Below are 15,725 nucleotides of genomic sequence, written 5' to 3' on the forward strand. Positions count from 1 at the left end.
CACAGCCAGCCAGACGACGAGCAGTCCCAGCCGTGCGCGCAGGCTCACGGTGCGTGCGCGCAGAGTTGCTGCAGTTCTTCCCGCTGCGGGGCGCCGCCCAGCGGCGCACCGGCCAGGTCGGCTACGAGCAGCACGCTGGCGTCGCCGCCGGTTTCCTCGACCTCAAAGCACAGCGGCGTGGTATCGCGTCCGCTGATCAGCACGCGGGCGATGTGCCGGGCCAGGGCGGGATCGCGCGGCACCAGCTGCAGCTGCCAGTGCCTGCCGCTGGTCTCGCTGTGCAAGGTATAACTTTTCGCCAGGCGCTGGGCGTCGCCGCTCAGGGTGGCGGTGAAACTTTCCAGAAAGCCGGCCAGGGCCGGCGCGCGCTTGAGGCTGAATTTCTTTGCCGGCTTGCCCGGGCGCTGGATCTGCACCTGGCCGTTGGCGATGGTGGTGGTTTCCTCGTACGGCCAGACCACGCGCTTGCCCAGTTCGGAGGCGCCTTTGTATTCCAGGTCGCCGCGCAGCTTCAGTGGTTCGCCCAGCATCTGCACATAGCGCACTTCGGTGTATTCGGTGGTCGCCGGCAGCGGGCGCTTGAGCTTTTCCACCAGTTGCACGACGTCTGCCGTCGGACAGTCCTTGCCGCTGCAGGCGCTGGCCTCAGGCGCGGCGTGGCTCGCCGTCGGCAACAGCAGGATCGATGACAGCAGGCTCAATGCGATCGCTTTGCCAGAAATCATAGAAATTGAACCAGTTGTAGGGATCCAGTCGCGCATGATGCTCTACTCGCGCCGCGTAGCGCGCCACCCACTCATCCAGGCGCGCCGTGCGCTGGCTGCGCGGAATTTCGATGCGTTCGGCGAAATGCTCGAAATGCAGTTCGTAGCGGTTGCCGCCGCGATACAGGCCGAAGCAGAGCAGTACCGGTGTATCCAGTACCGAGGCGATCAGATAGGGCGCGACCGGAAACGGCGCCGACTCGTTCAGGAATGGCACGCGCCGGGTCGGTTCCTGCTGTCGCGCGCGATCGCCGAGCAGGGCGACCACAGCGCCCTGCTCGACCGCGTCCTTGATGCCCAGCACGATGGCCGTGCCGCCGCCGGAGGCGTCGATCACGCTGTCGCCGATGGCTGGATTGAGGGCGTGCAGCAGCTCGGTGATAGCCGGCGTCTGCGACTTGTCCAGTACGACCTTGAGCTTCACCTCGGGTTTTTCCCGCGCCAGCACACGCAGGATCTCGAAGCTGCCCAGGTGCGAGCCCAGCAGCAGCATGCCGCGGCCCTGACGGTAGGTATCGAACAGCATGTCCAGGCCGTGGATGCTCAGCTGGAACTGGCGCACGTCGTCGCGGGCGAGCAGGAACACGCGGTCGAGGATCACGCCGGCAAAGCGGTGGATATGCCGCATCACCTCGCCCATGCGGGGCGGGCGGCCCAGGGTGCGGGCGAGGAAGGCGCGCGACGCCTGGCGCTCGGGCGCGCGGCGGAAATAGAAATACAGCGTGATCGGGTAGAGGAACAGCCGTGCAAACGGCCGGCCACCGTACAGGGCGATATTGCGGATCAGCCAGATGGCGAAATGGCCGCCGCCTTCGGGGCGATCGGTCCAGTGCGGATTGCTCATGCGGTAGCGGCCTCGCCGCTGGCGATGACGGCGCTGTCGTGCAGTACGCGAAAACGCAGGCGGGTCGGCGCGAAATCCAGTTCCAGCGTGGCGTCCTGTTCCGGCAGCAACGGGCTGGCGAACTTGACCTGGGCCAGGCCGGTCAGGCGCAGACCGTAGTGTTGCTGCAGGAACTGGGCGACCTGGTCGAGCACGACGACGCCGGGAACGACAGGATTGCCCGGGAAATGACCGTCCAGGCAGGGGTGGTCGGCGCGGATGCGGAAAGTGTGCGGAATCGTAGCGGGCGCCATGGCAGTGCGGCGATGCAAAGTTCGTGCTTGCGGCGCGCAAGGATCGCGGGTTTGCCTGTCTGCATCAAGCTGTGCCGCGGCGCAAGGCGTTGCTGCTGCTGCCGGCTCACTCGTTGCCGGCGCCGTCGTGCAGTATCCGGCGCCAGTTCTGCATCATCTTGGCGAAGTATTCGCGCGGGCCGTCGTGGGGCAGATGACGCAGGTGCCAGTTGCGCCAGGCGAATTCGGCCACGGAGAACACGCCGATGACGACGAAGCCGCCGAGGTGCAGATACCAGTTTGCCGCGCTTTCCGGCAGTGGCCAGTGATTGGCCAGGCCGAGCCGGTCGAGAATGCCGTTCGGCTGCGCGCTGCTGGCGCAATACAGCATCAGCAGGCTTTGCGTGGCCAGCAGCAGGGTCCAGGCCCAGGTGAGGCTGCGCGCATAGCGCGCCACGCCGGGCTGCTGCAGCCGCTGCGGGCCTTCGAAGGCGAGGATTGCCCGTGCCACCAGCGGACGCTGTCCGGCGGCCAGCGTGCGGCCGAAGAAGCCGGCCATGCCGGCATTGATGCAGACCGGCACCAGCAGCAGCACGATGGCGGCGTGGCCCTGGCGCAGCAGCAGGCTCGTGCCGATCACGGCTGCCAGCCAGCCGCTCCAGGCCAGCACATTGCCGCGCAGCAGACCGCCCAGCAGCAACAGGCTGATCAGGTCCAGCGCCGCCACGGCGGACAGCCAGCTGCGCTGTGTCCACAGCGCTGCCAGCAGCAGCAGCGGATAGGCGAGCAGCAGCAGCAGGGCCAGGCGCTGCGGCCGCGCGAGCAGGGAGGGATGAGCGGAATTCATGCGCGAATACGTATAAAACGGACGGGTCGGAGCGGCGTGCAAGACGGCTATGATACGGGGCTGAATTCAGCTTGGGGGCGGTGCAGCATGGACAACAACGCAGACGGCACGATCACGTGCGATGTCCTGGTGGTCGGCGGCGGCCCGGCCGGATCGACGGTGGCGACGCTGATGCAGCGGCGCGGCCTCAAGGTGCTGCAGCTGGAAAAGGACCACCACCCGCGCTTCCATATCGGCGAATCGCTGCTGCCGGCGAATATGCCCATCCTGGACGAGCTGGGCGTGATGGACGAGGTGCGTGGCATCGGCATGCTCAAGCTCGGCGCCGACTTCCCCGAGGACGGCGACAACTACCGCACCTACCATTTCGCCCGCAGCCTGGGCAAAACGCCGCCGTTCGCGTTCCAGGTCAAGCGCGAGGATTACGACCAGATCCTGTTCCGCAACGCCCAGCGCAACGGCGTGGATGCGCGCGAAGGCGTCAAAGTGGACAAGGTGGAGATACAGCCGGACCGCAGCTGCCATGCCTTCGCCACGGCGGAAAACGGCGAAAAGCTGGCGATCAGGGCACGCTACCTGGTCGATGCGAGCGGCCGCGACACGCTGCTGGGCAACGCGCTCAAGCTCAAGGTGAAGAACCAGCAGCACCAGAGCGCCGCCATTTTTGCACATTTCAAGAATGTGACCCGGCGTCCGGGCGAGGAAGCCGGCAATATCAGCATCTACCGCTTCGACTACGGCTGGAGCTGGTTCATCCCGCTCAGCGACGGCCTGATGAGCATCGGCTGTGTCTGCTTTCCGGAATACCTCAAGCAGCGCAAGGGCCGTACCGGCGAATTTCTGCTGGAGACGCTCAAGCTGATGCCCGGCGCGGTAGAGCGCATGGCCGAGGCGGAAATCGTCGGCGAGGTGCGCGTCACCGGCAATTATTCCTATACCTGCAGCCGCATGAGCGGGCCGGGCTACATCATGGTCGGCGATGCGTTCGCCTTCGTCGATCCGGTGTTCTCCTCCGGCGTCTACCTGGCCATGCACAGCGGCAAGCACGCGGCGGCGCTGGTCGATGCGATCCTGAAAAACCCGCAGCAGGAGTTCGCGCTGCAGCAGGATTTCGAGAAACGCATACGCCGCGGCGTGCGTGTGTTCTCCTGGTTCATCTACCGCTTCAACTCGCCGGTCATGCGCAGCCTGTTCGCCTCGCCGCGCAATGTGCTGAAAGTGGAGCAGGGGGTGATTTCGATGCTGGCCGGCGATGTGTTCGACAGCGGTCCGGTGATGCGCCGCCTGCACCTGTTCAAGGCGATCTACGCCGCCACTGGCCTGGCCCAGTTGCGCCGCTGGTGGGCCGATCTGCGCGAGCGCCGCAAACAATCGGCCACCCAGTTCACCGGCGGCAATACCCCGGTCGATCCGCTCTGACGCGGCTGGCGACAGGCATGGCCTTCGGCATGGACGGCCTGGTCCATGCCGGACGGGTGCCGCTCATCGATTGAAGTGTGCGTCTGCGCCGGCAAGGCCCGCAGGGGCCTGCGGTCAATTGACGCGGTTTTGTTCGATATGCGCCGACAGGGCGCGCAGGGAACTGAAGATGCGCTTGTTTTCGTCGTTGTCCGAACGCAGCTGGAAGCCGTAGCGCTTGGACACCGCCAGGGCGATTTCCAGGGCATCGATCGAGTCCAGGCCTAGATCTCCGCCGAAAAGGGGAGCTTCGGGCTCGATCTGGTCGGGGCCGACACCTTCCAGATTCAGGCTGTCGACCAGGAGCTCGGCGAGCTCGCGCTCGGCGGGAGAGAGTTGCGCCATCGGATTTCCACTGGGATCAGAGCAGCGGCACAAGGGCAGCCGCCGCGGCGCGCGAGTGTATCATACGGGTTTGCCTGGCCGTTCCGGCAGGCTCAGGGACCCCGTTTCAGCTATGCCATTGTCATCGATGCCGCGCCCATCGGCGCGCCGCTGCGGGGTTGAGCCCGCATGAACCGCGCTACCGTACTGCCGGCGCTGGACGTCGACTATGTCCAGGCCGACCTCGGCAGCCTTCTTGCCCAGGGGGACGTGCTGGCCGTGCTCGGTTTCGGCAGCCAGGCGCCGCGCAGCGACGATCCGCGCTATCTGCGCATCGGCCTTGAACCGCTGGGCGGACAGGCGCCGCTGGAAGTCTGGCGCGCCCAGGGCGACATTCGGCACGGCCGCGACGGCCTGGTGCGCTGGGCTGCTTCGCCGGACTACTGCTTCGGCGCGATCGAAGTGGCCGAGTCCGACTATGCCGACCTGGCCGCAGCGACCGAAGCGGCTTATGCGGCACTGTCCGCTTTCGCCCTGAGCCACAACTGGCCGCAGCTGCTGCGTATCTGGAACTATCTGGCAGCGATCAACGAAGGCAGCGGCGACGCCGAGCGCTACAAGCATTTCTGTACCGGCCGTTCCGCCGGCATGCGCAGCGTGCACGGCCAGGGTTTTCCTGCGGCCAGCGCAATCGGCCGCAGCGACGGCGAATACGGCGTGCAAGTGTATTGGCTGGCCGCGCGCGAGCCCGGCCTGGCGGTGGAAAACCCGCGCCAGGTCAGCGCCTGGCGCTATCCGCGCGAATATGGCCCGACCGCGCCGACCTTCGCCCGCGCCATGCGCGGCCCCTGTGCCCAGGCCCAGCTGCATATCTCAGGCACGGCTGCCGTGGTCGGACACCAGTCGCGCCACGACGGAGACATTGATGCGCAGCTGGACGAGACCTTTGCCAACCTGTCCAGCCTGCTGGCCAGTGCCGATATGCCCGCCTTCGGCGCCAGCAGCGTGCTCAAGGCCTATGTGCGTCACGCCGCCGACATGCCGCCGATTGCCGCCGCCCTGGCCCGGCGCCTACCCGACGCGGCGAAGCGGCTGGTGCTGCTGGGCGACATTTGCCGGGTGGAGCTGCTGGTCGAGATCGACGGTATCCACACTGCCGCGGACTAGCGCCGCTGCCGCGGTGCGCCGGCGGTAGCCAAGGGCCGCAATCAGCGCGACCAGCGGCCAGCACAGCGCGGCGTTGAACACGAGATGACCTTGCTTGGCGACGTCGGCCAGGCCGTCGCCCATCAAGGTGATGCCGAAGGTGGCCAGCATCAGCGTCGCCAGCAGTGCGGCCAGCAGGCTGGCGCGATTGCCGCGGCGCAGGAGTGCCAGCGCGCTGAGCAGCGGCAAGGCAAACAGCAGGTTGCGCAGCCAGTCATTGCGGTCGAGCAGGCCGTTCGCGCTGACGAAACCGGCAGGCAGCTTGCCGAGGATCTGGCCTTCCACATGGCCCAGGTTGCGCGGCACGAACGGATTCAGCACGGCGATGCCGTTGCGTAGATAGCGCAGCAGCGCCAGCGGGTCGCGGGCGAATTCACGCAGGAAATCCACCCGGCCGAGTTTTTCCATGCCGGGGCAGACCTCTTCGGCCAGGCCAGGCAATTGCCAGGCCGACTTGCCACTGTGCGCGGCGCAGGCATCCGGCAGGCCAAGGCGGCGCGTGGTCGCGATGGCGTCGCTCGCCGCCGGCAGCATGCCGGTAAAGACGATGTTGGCGCGGTTGAAGGAACGGATCGAGGCCATCATCGGGTCGTTGCGGCCGAGCTGGGCGAACTGCAGTACACAGCCGAGCACGGCGCCGGAGAGCAGGGCAAAACCTTGCCAGGGCCAGCGCCCGGCATGCCAGCGGCCCCAGGCCAGCACGACCACGGCCAATGCCAGCGGCAGTGCCAGGTGCTGGATCTTGCTGGTGGCGAGCAGGAAGGCGCCCAGGGCGAGCAAGGCCATGCCGCCAGCACTGCGGGCGCGGCCCCAGGCCAGCAGCACCAGGTTGATCAGCGCATAGGCCGCCACCAGTGCCGTGCCTTCCGCGTAGAAGGTGTTGAAGTACATCGTATTGCCCGGGTCGCTCAGGACCAGGCCGAACACGGCGGCGTTGGCCAGGGCCGCCGGCCATTCGCCGCGGCGCAGCCAGGCGCGGCAGAAGGCTGCCACAAGCACGGTCAGCAGCAGCAGGCGCAGCGCGCCCAGCCAGCGTACCGAATGGCGTTGGATACCTTGGGATTCTTCTAGCTTGTATACGATGTTGGCGCCTGCCTGCTGGATCAGCTCGCTGGAGCCGTAGCACAGGCGCACCGGATTGGTCTGGTAGCGGTAGAACTCGAACGGCGCGTTCGGGCTGTTCTCGTCTGGGCGGATGGCCGCGGCACGGTCGGGGAACAGCTCGAAGCAGCCGGTATAGCGCGCCTGGTCGAAACTGTTGGCAATGGCCAGCAGGGGCGCATGCGACAGCAACGGCACCGCGCGCAGCAGCGCCAGCGCAAAGCCGAGCAGAATCAGGACCAGTACGGAGCGGGGTGTCGAGTTCATCGGCTAAGGTTCGGCACAGGCCAGATTGCGCCCCAGGCACAGGCGTTATGGCAATTGTGCGTAACGAATATGAAAGTCAGGTTGCGGCCGCGCAGGCTGCCGGTTGCCGGCTGGCTAGTGACTGAACCGCCGCACCAGCCAGGCTGTCAGCAGTAATGGTAAAAAAGCCAATACTGCATTTGTTCCCAAATGGGCATGCCGGGCGAGCTCGACCTTGCCGTCGCCGAACAGGCTGACGACGGGAACGCTGAGCGCAATGGCCGTGCTGGCCGCGGCAAACGCCGTCGCGACAGGCGAAGGCGTGGTGCGCCATAGCAGCACCAGCCAGGACAGCAGCGGTGCCAGCAGTGCCGGCCACAGCAGCAGCGGCGCGAGTACACGGTCGATACTGACGAAGTGCGCCGGCAGCGGCGCGTTGTCGCCGCCGGCAACCTTGCCCAGATAGTCCGGTATGGCCGGCAGCATCAGTGCGGGAATACTGGCCAGCATGCGCAGCAGCGTGGCAGGTTCGGCCAGCAGGTGTACGAAGCGGCTGCGCGTAAAGCGGTCTATGCCCGGGCAAGCCTGTTCCGGCGGCTGCGCCAGCTGGTAGATCGATTTGCCACTGCTGGCCGCGCAAAGCGGGTCCAGGGCCAGCCGCTGTGCGGTGAGCGCGGCGTCGTCGGAGGCGGGCAGGGCAGCGCTTAAAACGATATTGACCGCATTGGTCAGGGCGATCTGGCGGAACATCGGCACGTCGCGCTGCAGGTTTGCCCATTGCAGCAGCAGTGACACGAGGCCGGCGCCAAACAGGGCCAGCGCCGGACGGCGCAGCTGCGGCTGGCGCAGGCTGCCCAGGCCGAGGGCGATGGCGATGAACAGCGGCAGGGCCAGGTGCTGGATCTTGCTGCTGCCCAGCAGTACGCCGCTTAGGCCCAGCAGCAACAGGCGCAGCGGCGTGGCGCGCAGCGCGCACAGCAGGGCCAGCGTTACGCAGAGATAGGCGAAGTACAGCGCACCGGCTTCCGCATAAAAGGTATTCAGGTACAGCGAATTGAGCGGATCGACGCCGAGCAGGGCCAGCCAGGCCGCGTTCGCCACGGCCAAGGCCGGCGTGCCTTCGCGCCAGAAAGCGCGGCACAGCAGCAGTCCGGCCAGCAGCCAGGCAGCAAGACGCAGGGCGCCGAGCGTGCGCACCGAATGCTGCGGTGCGCCGCCGGCGGCTTCGGACGCGCGATACAGCGCGACGGCGCTGCCCTGGAACAGCAGGTCCGAGGTGAGGTAGCAGCCGGCACCCGGCGTAGGCTGGAACGCATACACCGGCAAGGGCGCAAGGAAACTGGGTGCGTCCACGGCCTGCCCGGGCCGGTCGGCAAACAGATCCAGGCAGGCGGTATAGCGCACCTGGTCGTAGTTGTTGGCCAGCGCGACCAGCGGCGTCGCCAGCAGCATGGCGATGCCGCGCGCGGCCGCGAGCAGCAGCAAGGCAGACACCAGCAGGGCAGGCCAGCGCGGACGCGGCAACAGACGGGAAAGCAGCATGGCCGCAGTCTACCCGGCTGCTGTCACGGCCGGGCTCGCTGTGACGGCCCGGAATTCGCGCCGCCAACGTGAACGCTGGCGAACCGTCGCCCGCTGCAGGCCGTGTTCGCTGTGTGGGTCGCGCGCCGTTTTGCGTATTGGCCAGGGCAGGGCGGGAAAATGCCGGGCAAGTGCGAAGCCGATCACGATCCCTGCGTGAGGCGTACACCCCCACACGCGCCAATCCCGCCACGGCACCAAGATCATACGGTGCTAAGCTTGTCAACAAGATTCAACAGGCGTCATCGCCTACCGGAGCCGTCATGAAAACGCAGCTGGGCCACTACGACATCGTTGCCGAACTCGGTCGCGGCGGAATGGGCGTGGTCTACAAGGGTTACGAGTCTTCGCTCAACCGCTATGTCGCGATCAAGGTGCTGGCGGAATCGCTGGCCCACGACGAAAGCGTGAAAGAGCGATTCCTGCGCGAAGCCCGCAGCATGGCCTCGCTCAACGACCCGCACATCATCCAGATCTATTTCATCGGCGAGCACGAAGGCCAGACCTTCTTCGTGATGGAATTCGTCGAAGGCGAATCGCTGGGTTCGCTGCTCAAGCGCGAAAACAAGGTCAGTCCGGCACAGGCGGCGCGCGTGATCTACCAGACCGCGGTCGGCCTGGCCACGGCGCACGACAAGGGCGTGGTCCACCGCGACATCAAGCCCGGCAATCTGATGGTGAACAGCCGTGGCGCGATCAAGATCGCCGACTTCGGTATCGCCCTGGTCACCCAGGATTTCTCCAAGAAGCTCACGTCCACCGGCGAATTCGTCGGCACGCCGGGCTATCTCTCGCCCGAGGTCTGCCTGGGCAAGCCGGTGGATTCGCGTTCCGACATCTTCTCCCTCGGCATCGTGCTGTTCGAGATGCTCACCGGACGCATGCCGTTCACCGACGAATCTCCGCTGGGCCTGATGCTGGAAGTCGTGCGCGCGGAAATTCCCGATGTGCGCCAGCTCAACGGCGATGTCGACGCGGAACTGTCGCGCATCCTGTCGCGCATGATCGCGAAGGATCCGAACGAGCGGTACAACAACTGCCACGAACTGGCCGAAGACCTCAGCCGGCATCCGGCCCTGAGCGGCGCACCGACGGTCAGCCTGCGTCCGATGGTCTCGACCGCCGCAGCGACGGTATTCGGCATGAAGACGCCGGTCTCGGCGCAGCGTCCGTTGCCGCAGACCGCGCCGACGCCGCGCCCCGGCTTCAACGCCGGCACTGCGGCGGCATCGATGCCGACACCGCCGCCGCTGCAGCAGGGCGCCGGCCCGGCCACGCGTCCAAGCCGGGTGCCGCAGCAGGCCGCCCCTGCCCCGCGCCGCGCGTCGCCGTTGCCCTGGGCGATCGCCGCCGCGGCTTTGCTTGCTGTGGCCGGCAGCGTGTATGCCTTCCGCGACCAGATTCCGTTCCTCAAATCCACAGCGCAGCCGGTTGCGGCAGCAGCGCTGACCTCGCCGCCGGCGACTCAGCCCGCGACGGCCACACCGCCACCGGCGACTGCTGCCACGACGGCGCAGACCGCGGCAGTGCAGGCGGCGCCGACGCCGGACCCGACGGCATCGGCACCCGCTACGGTCGGCGACAGCGGCATCTCGGCCTCGCCCCTGACCCAGGCAGCGGCGCCGACGGGTAGCGAAGCCGTTGCGGCAAGCGGGTCCAATGCGCCGGCAGCGAATACCTATGCGGCGGCCAGCGAACCTGCAGCGAACGCGAACCCCCAGTTTGTCGCGGCTGCCGAGCCGGCGTCTGGCGACAACAGCGCGCCGGAACCGCGTGCCTCGCGCGTCGACGCGCTGCGCGAACTCGCCGCCGCCCGTGCCAGCGAAGGCGCACCGCCGGGGCCGCGTGTTGCGCGGGCCAATCCGCCGCAGGATTCGCCGGTAGAACCCAGCGAGCCGCGCGTGCCGACCGTGGCCGTGCTGGTCGGCGGCGATGCCGCGATCGCCGGTCCAGCGCGCCAGGAAATCACCCGGGCCTTGCAGCGCGCCGGCTTCAACGTGATCGACGGTGGCCGTACCCGTGACGACAGCGACGGCGACATCGGTCGCCTGGCCGGTCGCGCGAATGCCGCAGTCGTCGTGTTCGTGCGGCCGGTGGGTTCGCAGGTGCTGACCTATTACGGCCAGGCCTCGACCTTGTACACGGCACAGGTATCCATGCGTGCCTTCGCCCTCAAGGGCCGCCGCTCGCTCGGTGCGGGCTGGACCGAACAGGTCAGCTTCACCTCGCTCAATGCGACCGAGAAGGCACGGGAAATGGTCGAGCCCATGGCCGACGACATTGCCCAGGCCCTGGGCGAGTTCCGCGGCCGCGGTGGCCGCGGCTGAGATTGGCGCAAAACCGGCTGCAGGAAAAAACCGCTCGTCAGGGCGGTTTTTTTTCGCTCGCCGTCATGCGCCGCCGGTCGGCCTGGCGAGGCGCAGCCGCCGACTCAGGCTTGCTCGGAGGTGGGCAGCGGCGCCGGCACGTTGAGCATGCCGCCGGCGGCGACGTAGGCGGCCAGGGCCTCGCCCTGGCGCAGCAGATGCTGGTTCATGGTGCGCTCGGCTATGGCTGCGTCGCGCGTGCGCAGGCAGGCCATCAGATCCCGGTGCTCGGCCAGCGACTGCGCCATGCGTCCCGGCGCGAGCAGCTGCCGTCCGCGGTGCATCTTCAGGATACGGTGCAGGTCGTGGGTGACGCGGATCAGCCAGGGGTTGCCGGCGTATTCCTGTACAAGTTCATGAATTAGATAATTGTACTGATAGTATTCGGCCACATTGCCGGCCGCCGCGGCCCGCTCCATGGCATCGTGCAGCGCCTCGGCGCGGGCCACGCCGGCGTCGTCGATTCGGCGCACGCATTCGTAGGCGCAGCGGCCCTCCAGCATCGCCATCACCGGGAACAGCTGGTTCAGGTCTTCCAGCGAAAGCCGCGTGACCCGGCTGCCGCGGCCGGCGTCGAGCTGCACCAGCCCTTCCGCGGCCAGCAGCTTGAGGCTTTCGCGCAAGGGCGTGCGGCTGATGCCCAGTTGCGCCGCCAGCTCCGGCTCGTCGATCCATTCGCCGGGCGGCAGCTCATAGTCGTAGATCTTCTGGCGCAGCCGCTCGGCGACTTCTTCGTAGAGCGGCACCCGCTTCTTGCTACGGCCCGGGACTGTTGTCGGATTCATTGGCGCTCACGTGACGCAATATTCAAGACGATGGTCATTCTACTGCGCTGCTGCGCAGGGGCCGGAGCGCTCACATCCAGCCCGGCACGACAAACACCAGCCAGGCCAGCAACGGCCCCAGCGCGACCACCAGCCCGCTGTAGATCAGGAACCGGCGGAACAGCGATTCGCGCTCGTCCTCGGCCGCCGAGGCCACGACCAGGGCGCCATTGGTCGAGAACGGGCTGACGTCGACGATGGTCGACGCCACGGCCAGCGCGCAGATCATGCCGGCCTCGCTGAGGTGGCCATGCAGCAGGAACGGCACGGCCAGCGGAATCGTCGCGCCGAGCACCGCGGCCGACGAGGCGAAGGCAGAAACGATGCCGCCGACGTAGCACACCAGGAGAGCGCCAAGCAGCGGTAGGCCGATGCCGGAAACGCCGTGGCCGATATAGTCGACGGCACCGGCTTTCTCCAGCACGCCGACATAGGTAACGACGCCGCTGATCAGCAGTACGGTCGACCAACTGATGCCGTCGACCGCGCCTTTCTGCGCGTTCGGTGCCACCAGTGCCAGCGCGACCGCAACAGTGATCGAGACCAGGCCGACGTTGAGGTTGTAGAACAGCGCCGCTACGCCCAGGCAGAGCAGGCCGGCCAGGGTAACCAGGCGGTCGCGGGTGAAAGCGACGCGTTCCAGCGCTACCGGGTCGGTGGACAGCGTACCGGCGCCAGCGGACAGCAGCGCGCCATGACCTTCGATGGCAAAGGCCTGGTGCGAGGACTGGTCGCCGACCACGGCACGCTCGGCGGCAGGCGCGGAACGCGCCTCGCGCCGCAGCAGCGCCAGGCCGCCGAAAGCGAAGAAACAGAGTGTCGCCAGCATCAGGTTGAAGCCCAGGCTGCTGAGGAATACGGCGGTCTCGCTGACCTGCAGGCCGGCTTTTTCGACGACGTTGTTGGTGATGCCGCCGTAGACACTGATGGGCGAGAAACCGCCGGCTTGCGCGCCGTGGATCACCAGCAAGCCCATCAGCAGCGGATTGATGCGGTACTGCCGGGCGAAGCGCAGCGCCACCGGACCGATGATCGCCACGGCGGCCGGACCCAGCGCACCGAAGGCGGTAAGCAGGGCGCTGACGATGAACATCACCCAGGGAATGGCGCCGATATGGCCGCGTACGGCCCTGACCGCCCAATGCACGAGCAGGTCGATGGTGCCGTTCTTCTGTGCGATCGCGAACAGGTAGGTAATGCCGACCAGGGTCAGAAACAGATCGCCGGGGAAGCCCGCGAGCACCTGCTTGCCGTCCATGCCGACCCAGACCCCGCCGATGATGAAGGCCAGCGCGAAGGCGACCGCGCCCATGTTGATGGGCAGGGCGGTGGCAACGACGAACAGGATGACCAGACCGATGATGGTTGCGATTTGCGGGCTCATGCGTCCTCCCGTGACGCTGGGTTCGCGTAATGCGATGAATGGCCACCCGCCATTCGAGGGCTACAGGGTTACCGATCCGGAATCTGTTTCAGGCCGCGCGGGCGCATGCCGCCTCGACCCACCGCGACACGCCGTCCAGCGTGCTGAAATCCTCGACCGCACGTGCCTCGCAGCGGGGAAATGCGTCGCGCAGCATTTTTGCCAGTGCCCCGCCCGGGCCCAGTTCCAGAAACACGCGCGCGCCGCGCTCCACCGCCTGCGCCAGCGCGCGCTGCCATTGCAGCGGACGGGCGATCTGGCCGGCCAGCGTGTCTATGGCGCGCCGCGCCGTCGTCACCGGCAGTCCGTCGAGGCCGGCCAGTACCGGCAGCCGCGGTGCCTGCACGCCGGCGTCGTGCAGCAGGCGGGCGAAGGTATCGGCGGCGGGCTGCAACCAGTGCGTATGGGCCGGCAGCGAAACGGGCAGCAGCGTGGCGCGGCCGCCGGCCTGAGCACTGGTTTCGGCCGCCGCCTGCAGTCCGCTGCAAAGGCCGCCGAGGACGTAGTGGTCTTCGCCGTTGACGATGGCGATCGCGAGGCCATGCCGCTCGCAGAGCGAGGCGACCGCGTCCCGGCGCAGGCCGGTGACTGCAAGCAGGCCGGCGCCGGGCGGACTCGCCGCATCCATCAGTCCGGCGCGCACGGCGGCCAGCGACACGCAGCCAGTCGCATCGAAGCTGCCGGCAACGGCATGAGCCGCCAGTTCGCCGACGCTGTAGCCGAGGGCGACGAGCGGCTCGGGCAGGTTGGCCTTCAGTGCCTGCCAATGGGCCAGCGCTCCAGCGCAGACCAGCGGCTGGGCGAACCGGTTGGTATAGCGCTCGGGCCGGCCGGCCAGTTCGACGATGTTGCAGCCGGCGGCGGTTGTGGCGGCCTCGATCACGCGCATTGCCTGCGCGTCATTGCGCACACGGGCGAACATCGCCGGGTGCTGGGCGCCTTGGCCCGGGCAGAGCACGGCCAGGCTCATGCCTGCCGCTCCTGGCAATGCAGGAACCAGGTGCAGGCGAGCAGGTCGGCGCTGCCGCCTGGACTCAGCCGGCGGCTGACGAAGACCTCACCGATCTGCTGCAGTTGCTGTTGCCAGTCCGGCTGCCAGGCGCCGCCGGCAGCGATAAAGCCGCGGGCCAGGCGCTGGGCCTGGCGCAGCCCGGCCCAGCCGCCGCGGTGCAGCAGGTTGAGGTCATCGGTCTGGCCGATCAGGCAAAGCAGCGTATGGGCGAGCGCGGTGTTGCGCGGCATTCCGGCGGCGAGGGCCTGGCGCAGTGCCGGCAGGGCGACCTCGCGCAGCAGCGGATAGCCTGCGGCGGCCAGCTCGCGCGCACCGGCCACGCCGTAGCGCGCACAGGCCAGCTGGCCATGGCTGGCACGGTCCAGCGGCGCGGCCAGCAGCTCGCTGCTCCAGTCGCGGACGGCGTGGCATACCGCTTCGCCGCTGGGCACGCGGCCGTGCTGCTGGCGCAAGCGCGCCGCCTGTGCGGCGAGCAGTCCCAGGTTGAAGATGGCGCCACGGTGGGTATTGACCCCGCCGGTGGCGCGCAGCATGGCTGTCTCGGCAGCGATGCCGAGCCGGCGCAGGGCATCGAAGCCGGCGCGCTGCAATGCTGCGTCGGCGATGGCGACAAAGTAGCCGCGCAGGGCGAACAGGCTGCGCAGGAAGGTGGCCGCGTCCATGTCGGCATGGCTGCCGCGATCAAACGGAGTGACCAGGCCGGGCTTGGGCGCGCAGGCGAGTTCCGCATGCAGGCTGGCCACGGCCAGGCGGCCGATGCGGTGCGCAAGCGGCGAGGCGGCGGGCATCGGCGGCAGGGCGGCGGCGCGGCAGTTCATGCCGCGCTCCGTGCCGCAAACAGCGCTGTGCGCGGCAGCAGTGCGCAGCCCGCGTGCGACTTGACCAGCAACTGGCGGGCGCCGCTGGCGTATTCGCGCCAGTTCACGGCCTGTCCACCCGGCAGCAGCAGCTCGCCGTCGGCGCGCAGGCCGTGGCGCTGTTCCCAGGTCTGCACCAGGGCAGCTATGGCGTCGGTCTGGGCACAACCGTCCACCGGCCACAACAGGTCGAGATCGGAACTGTCCTGCACATAGGCCAGGCCGGTCAGCGCCTGCCAGGCGAAGCTGCCGAATACGCGTGGCATCGCGGCGGCGGCGCGCGCGCCGTCGCACAGCGCCTGCAAAGCGGCATGGCGGTGCGGCGGAGCAGCAGCGATGGCGGCATCGAGCAGCGGCGGCGGGCTGTGCCGCTGCAGCTGCGTCATCGCCGTACTCAGCGACAGGCGCAGCTTGGCTTCGGCAGGCGGCAGCGGCACGCCCAGACGCAGCTGGCCGGCCGGCTCGCTGCCGTCCCGGCGCGCCACCACGGCAGGATGGCCGGCCCGCAACCAGTCGCGCAGGCGCGGCCCGGCGGCCGGCGTCAATGCCTGCCAGGTGGCGTCGTCCTTCAGCCATACGAGGCTGTGGCGGGGCAGCATG

The 15,725-nt window shown here is 68.0% G+C and carries 15 protein-coding genes; 3 read left to right on the forward strand and 12 right to left on the reverse strand.

Annotation, left to right across the window (positions count from 1 at the left end):
- Positions 1–44: 44 nt before the first annotated feature.
- The 4 genes from DFR29_RS05205 to DFR29_RS05220 form a co-directional block, all read right to left on the reverse strand.
- Positions 45–701 (reverse strand): LolA-related protein, encoded by a 657-nt coding sequence (locus tag DFR29_RS05205; RefSeq protein ID WP_133817502.1) that lies wholly within the window; start codon positions 699–701, stop codon positions 45–47.
- Positions 646–1,608 (reverse strand): lysophospholipid acyltransferase family protein, encoded by a 963-nt coding sequence (locus tag DFR29_RS05210; protein WP_133817503.1) that lies wholly within the window; start codon positions 1,606–1,608, stop codon positions 646–648. Before DFR29_RS05210 ends, DFR29_RS05205 begins: the two co-directional genes overlap by 56 nt.
- Positions 1,605–1,901: an ApeI family dehydratase gene (locus tag DFR29_RS05215; RefSeq protein WP_133817504.1), complete on the reverse strand. Its 297-nt coding sequence runs from the start codon at positions 1,899–1,901 to the stop codon at positions 1,605–1,607. The genes DFR29_RS05210 and DFR29_RS05215 overlap by 4 nt, the downstream gene beginning before the upstream one ends.
- Before the next feature lie 106 nt (positions 1,902–2,007).
- Positions 2,008–2,727, reverse strand: a complete 720-nt coding sequence (locus DFR29_RS05220) for a COG4648 family protein (protein ID WP_133817505.1) — start codon at positions 2,725–2,727, stop codon at positions 2,008–2,010.
- An 87-nt stretch (positions 2,728–2,814) separates the two neighbouring features.
- On the opposite strand from DFR29_RS05220, the gene DFR29_RS05225 reads away from it, so the two are divergent.
- Positions 2,815–4,146, forward strand: coding sequence for an NAD(P)/FAD-dependent oxidoreductase (locus DFR29_RS05225; RefSeq protein ID WP_133817506.1), 1,332 nt, complete (start codon positions 2,815–2,817; stop codon positions 4,144–4,146).
- A gap of 114 nt (positions 4,147–4,260) precedes the next feature.
- Here DFR29_RS05225 and DFR29_RS05230 read toward each other — a convergent pair whose 3' ends face one another.
- A complete protein-coding gene (locus DFR29_RS05230; protein WP_133817507.1) occupies positions 4,261–4,530 on the reverse strand; it encodes a phosphopantetheine-binding protein in 270 nt (89 codons plus the stop codon).
- Between the two features lie 168 nt (positions 4,531–4,698).
- Here DFR29_RS05230 and DFR29_RS05235 point away from each other — a divergent pair, with 168 nt between their 5' ends.
- On the forward strand, positions 4,699–5,676 hold the full coding sequence (locus DFR29_RS05235; protein WP_133817508.1) for a chorismate transformation FkbO/Hyg5 family protein: 978 nt from the start codon (positions 4,699–4,701) through the stop codon (positions 5,674–5,676).
- On the opposite strand, the gene wsfD (DFR29_RS05240) is transcribed toward DFR29_RS05235, so the two are convergent.
- Together wsfD (DFR29_RS05240) and wsfD (DFR29_RS05245) are read right to left on the reverse strand one after the other, a co-directional pair.
- The gene (gene wsfD / locus DFR29_RS05240; RefSeq protein WP_133817509.1) at positions 5,581–7,083 is read right to left on the reverse strand and encodes a glycan biosynthesis hexose transferase WsfD; all 1,503 of its coding nucleotides are present in this window, start codon (positions 7,081–7,083) and stop codon (positions 5,581–5,583) included. The genes DFR29_RS05235 and wsfD (DFR29_RS05240) overlap by 96 nt on opposite strands.
- Positions 7,084–7,197: 114 nt before the next feature.
- Entirely contained in the window at positions 7,198–8,604 is a 1,407-nt protein-coding gene (gene wsfD / locus DFR29_RS05245) for a glycan biosynthesis hexose transferase WsfD (protein WP_133817510.1), read from the reverse strand.
- A gap of 302 nt (positions 8,605–8,906) precedes the next feature.
- On the opposite strand from wsfD (DFR29_RS05245), the gene DFR29_RS05250 reads away from it, so the two are divergent.
- Positions 8,907–10,970, forward strand: coding sequence for a serine/threonine-protein kinase (locus tag DFR29_RS05250; protein WP_133817511.1), 2,064 nt, complete (start codon positions 8,907–8,909; stop codon positions 10,968–10,970).
- Positions 10,971–11,074: 104 nt separating this feature from the next.
- Here the strand turns inward: DFR29_RS05250 and DFR29_RS05255 are convergent, their stop codons facing one another.
- The 5 genes from DFR29_RS05255 to mdcG form a co-directional block, all read right to left on the reverse strand.
- Positions 11,075–11,794 carry a GntR family transcriptional regulator gene (locus DFR29_RS05255; RefSeq protein WP_133817512.1) on the reverse strand — a complete coding sequence of 240 codons (720 nt, stop codon included), beginning with the start codon at positions 11,792–11,794 and terminating at the stop codon, positions 11,075–11,077.
- Between the two features lie 70 nt (positions 11,795–11,864).
- Positions 11,865–13,217: an SLC13 family permease gene (locus DFR29_RS05260; protein ID WP_133817513.1), complete on the reverse strand. Its 1,353-nt coding sequence runs from the start codon at positions 13,215–13,217 to the stop codon at positions 11,865–11,867.
- A gap of 88 nt (positions 13,218–13,305) precedes the next feature.
- Positions 13,306–14,226, reverse strand: coding sequence for a malonate decarboxylase subunit epsilon (gene mdcH, locus DFR29_RS05265; RefSeq protein WP_133817514.1), 921 nt, complete (start codon positions 14,224–14,226; stop codon positions 13,306–13,308).
- Positions 14,223–15,086 carry a triphosphoribosyl-dephospho-CoA synthase MdcB gene (mdcB, locus tag DFR29_RS05270; protein WP_133817515.1) on the reverse strand — a complete coding sequence of 288 codons (864 nt, stop codon included), beginning with the start codon at positions 15,084–15,086 and terminating at the stop codon, positions 14,223–14,225. Before mdcB ends, mdcH begins: the two co-directional genes overlap by 4 nt.
- Positions 15,083–15,724, reverse strand: coding sequence for a malonate decarboxylase holo-[acyl-carrier-protein] synthase (gene mdcG, locus DFR29_RS05275; protein WP_133817516.1), 642 nt, complete (start codon positions 15,722–15,724; stop codon positions 15,083–15,085). Before mdcG ends, mdcB begins: the two co-directional genes overlap by 4 nt.
- Between the last annotated feature and the right edge of the window lies 1 nt (position 15,725).

Origin of the sequence: Tahibacter aquaticus (assembly GCF_004363655.1) — a bacterium.
Lineage (GTDB): Bacteria > Pseudomonadota > Gammaproteobacteria > Xanthomonadales > Rhodanobacteraceae > Tahibacter > Tahibacter aquaticus.

What these genes read in the sequence shown, in the direction of transcription:
- DFR29_RS05210 (WP_133817503.1), bottom strand. Translation starts at nt 1,608, where the DNA reads ATGAGCAATCCGCACTGGACCGATCGCCCCGAAGGCGGCGGCCATTTC.
- DFR29_RS05215 (WP_133817504.1), bottom strand. Translation starts at nt 1,901, where the DNA reads ATGGCGCCCGCTACGATTCCGCACACTTTCCGCATCCGCGCCGACCAC.
- DFR29_RS05220 (WP_133817505.1), bottom strand. Translation starts at nt 2,727, where the DNA reads ATGAATTCCGCTCATCCCTCCCTGCTCGCGCGGCCGCAGCGCCTGGCC.
- DFR29_RS05225 (WP_133817506.1), top strand. Translation starts at nt 2,815, where the DNA reads ATGGACAACAACGCAGACGGCACGATCACGTGCGATGTCCTGGTGGTC.
- DFR29_RS05230 (WP_133817507.1), bottom strand. Translation starts at nt 4,530, where the DNA reads ATGGCGCAACTCTCTCCCGCCGAGCGCGAGCTCGCCGAGCTCCTGGTC.
- DFR29_RS05235 (WP_133817508.1), top strand. Translation starts at nt 4,699, where the DNA reads ATGAACCGCGCTACCGTACTGCCGGCGCTGGACGTCGACTATGTCCAG.
- wsfD (WP_133817509.1), bottom strand. Translation starts at nt 7,083, where the DNA reads ATGAACTCGACACCCCGCTCCGTACTGGTCCTGATTCTGCTCGGCTTT.
- wsfD (WP_133817510.1), bottom strand. Translation starts at nt 8,604, where the DNA reads ATGCTGCTTTCCCGTCTGTTGCCGCGTCCGCGCTGGCCTGCCCTGCTG.
- DFR29_RS05250 (WP_133817511.1), top strand. Translation starts at nt 8,907, where the DNA reads ATGAAAACGCAGCTGGGCCACTACGACATCGTTGCCGAACTCGGTCGC.
- DFR29_RS05255 (WP_133817512.1), bottom strand. Translation starts at nt 11,794, where the DNA reads ATGAATCCGACAACAGTCCCGGGCCGTAGCAAGAAGCGGGTGCCGCTC.
- DFR29_RS05260 (WP_133817513.1), bottom strand. Translation starts at nt 13,217, where the DNA reads ATGAGCCCGCAAATCGCAACCATCATCGGTCTGGTCATCCTGTTCGTC.
- mdcH (WP_133817514.1), bottom strand. Translation starts at nt 14,226, where the DNA reads ATGAGCCTGGCCGTGCTCTGCCCGGGCCAAGGCGCCCAGCACCCGGCG.
- mdcB (WP_133817515.1), bottom strand. Translation starts at nt 15,086, where the DNA reads ATGAACTGCCGCGCCGCCGCCCTGCCGCCGATGCCCGCCGCCTCGCCG.
- mdcG (WP_133817516.1), bottom strand. Translation starts at nt 15,724, where the DNA reads ATGCTGCCCCGCCACAGCCTCGTATGGCTGAAGGACGACGCCACCTGG.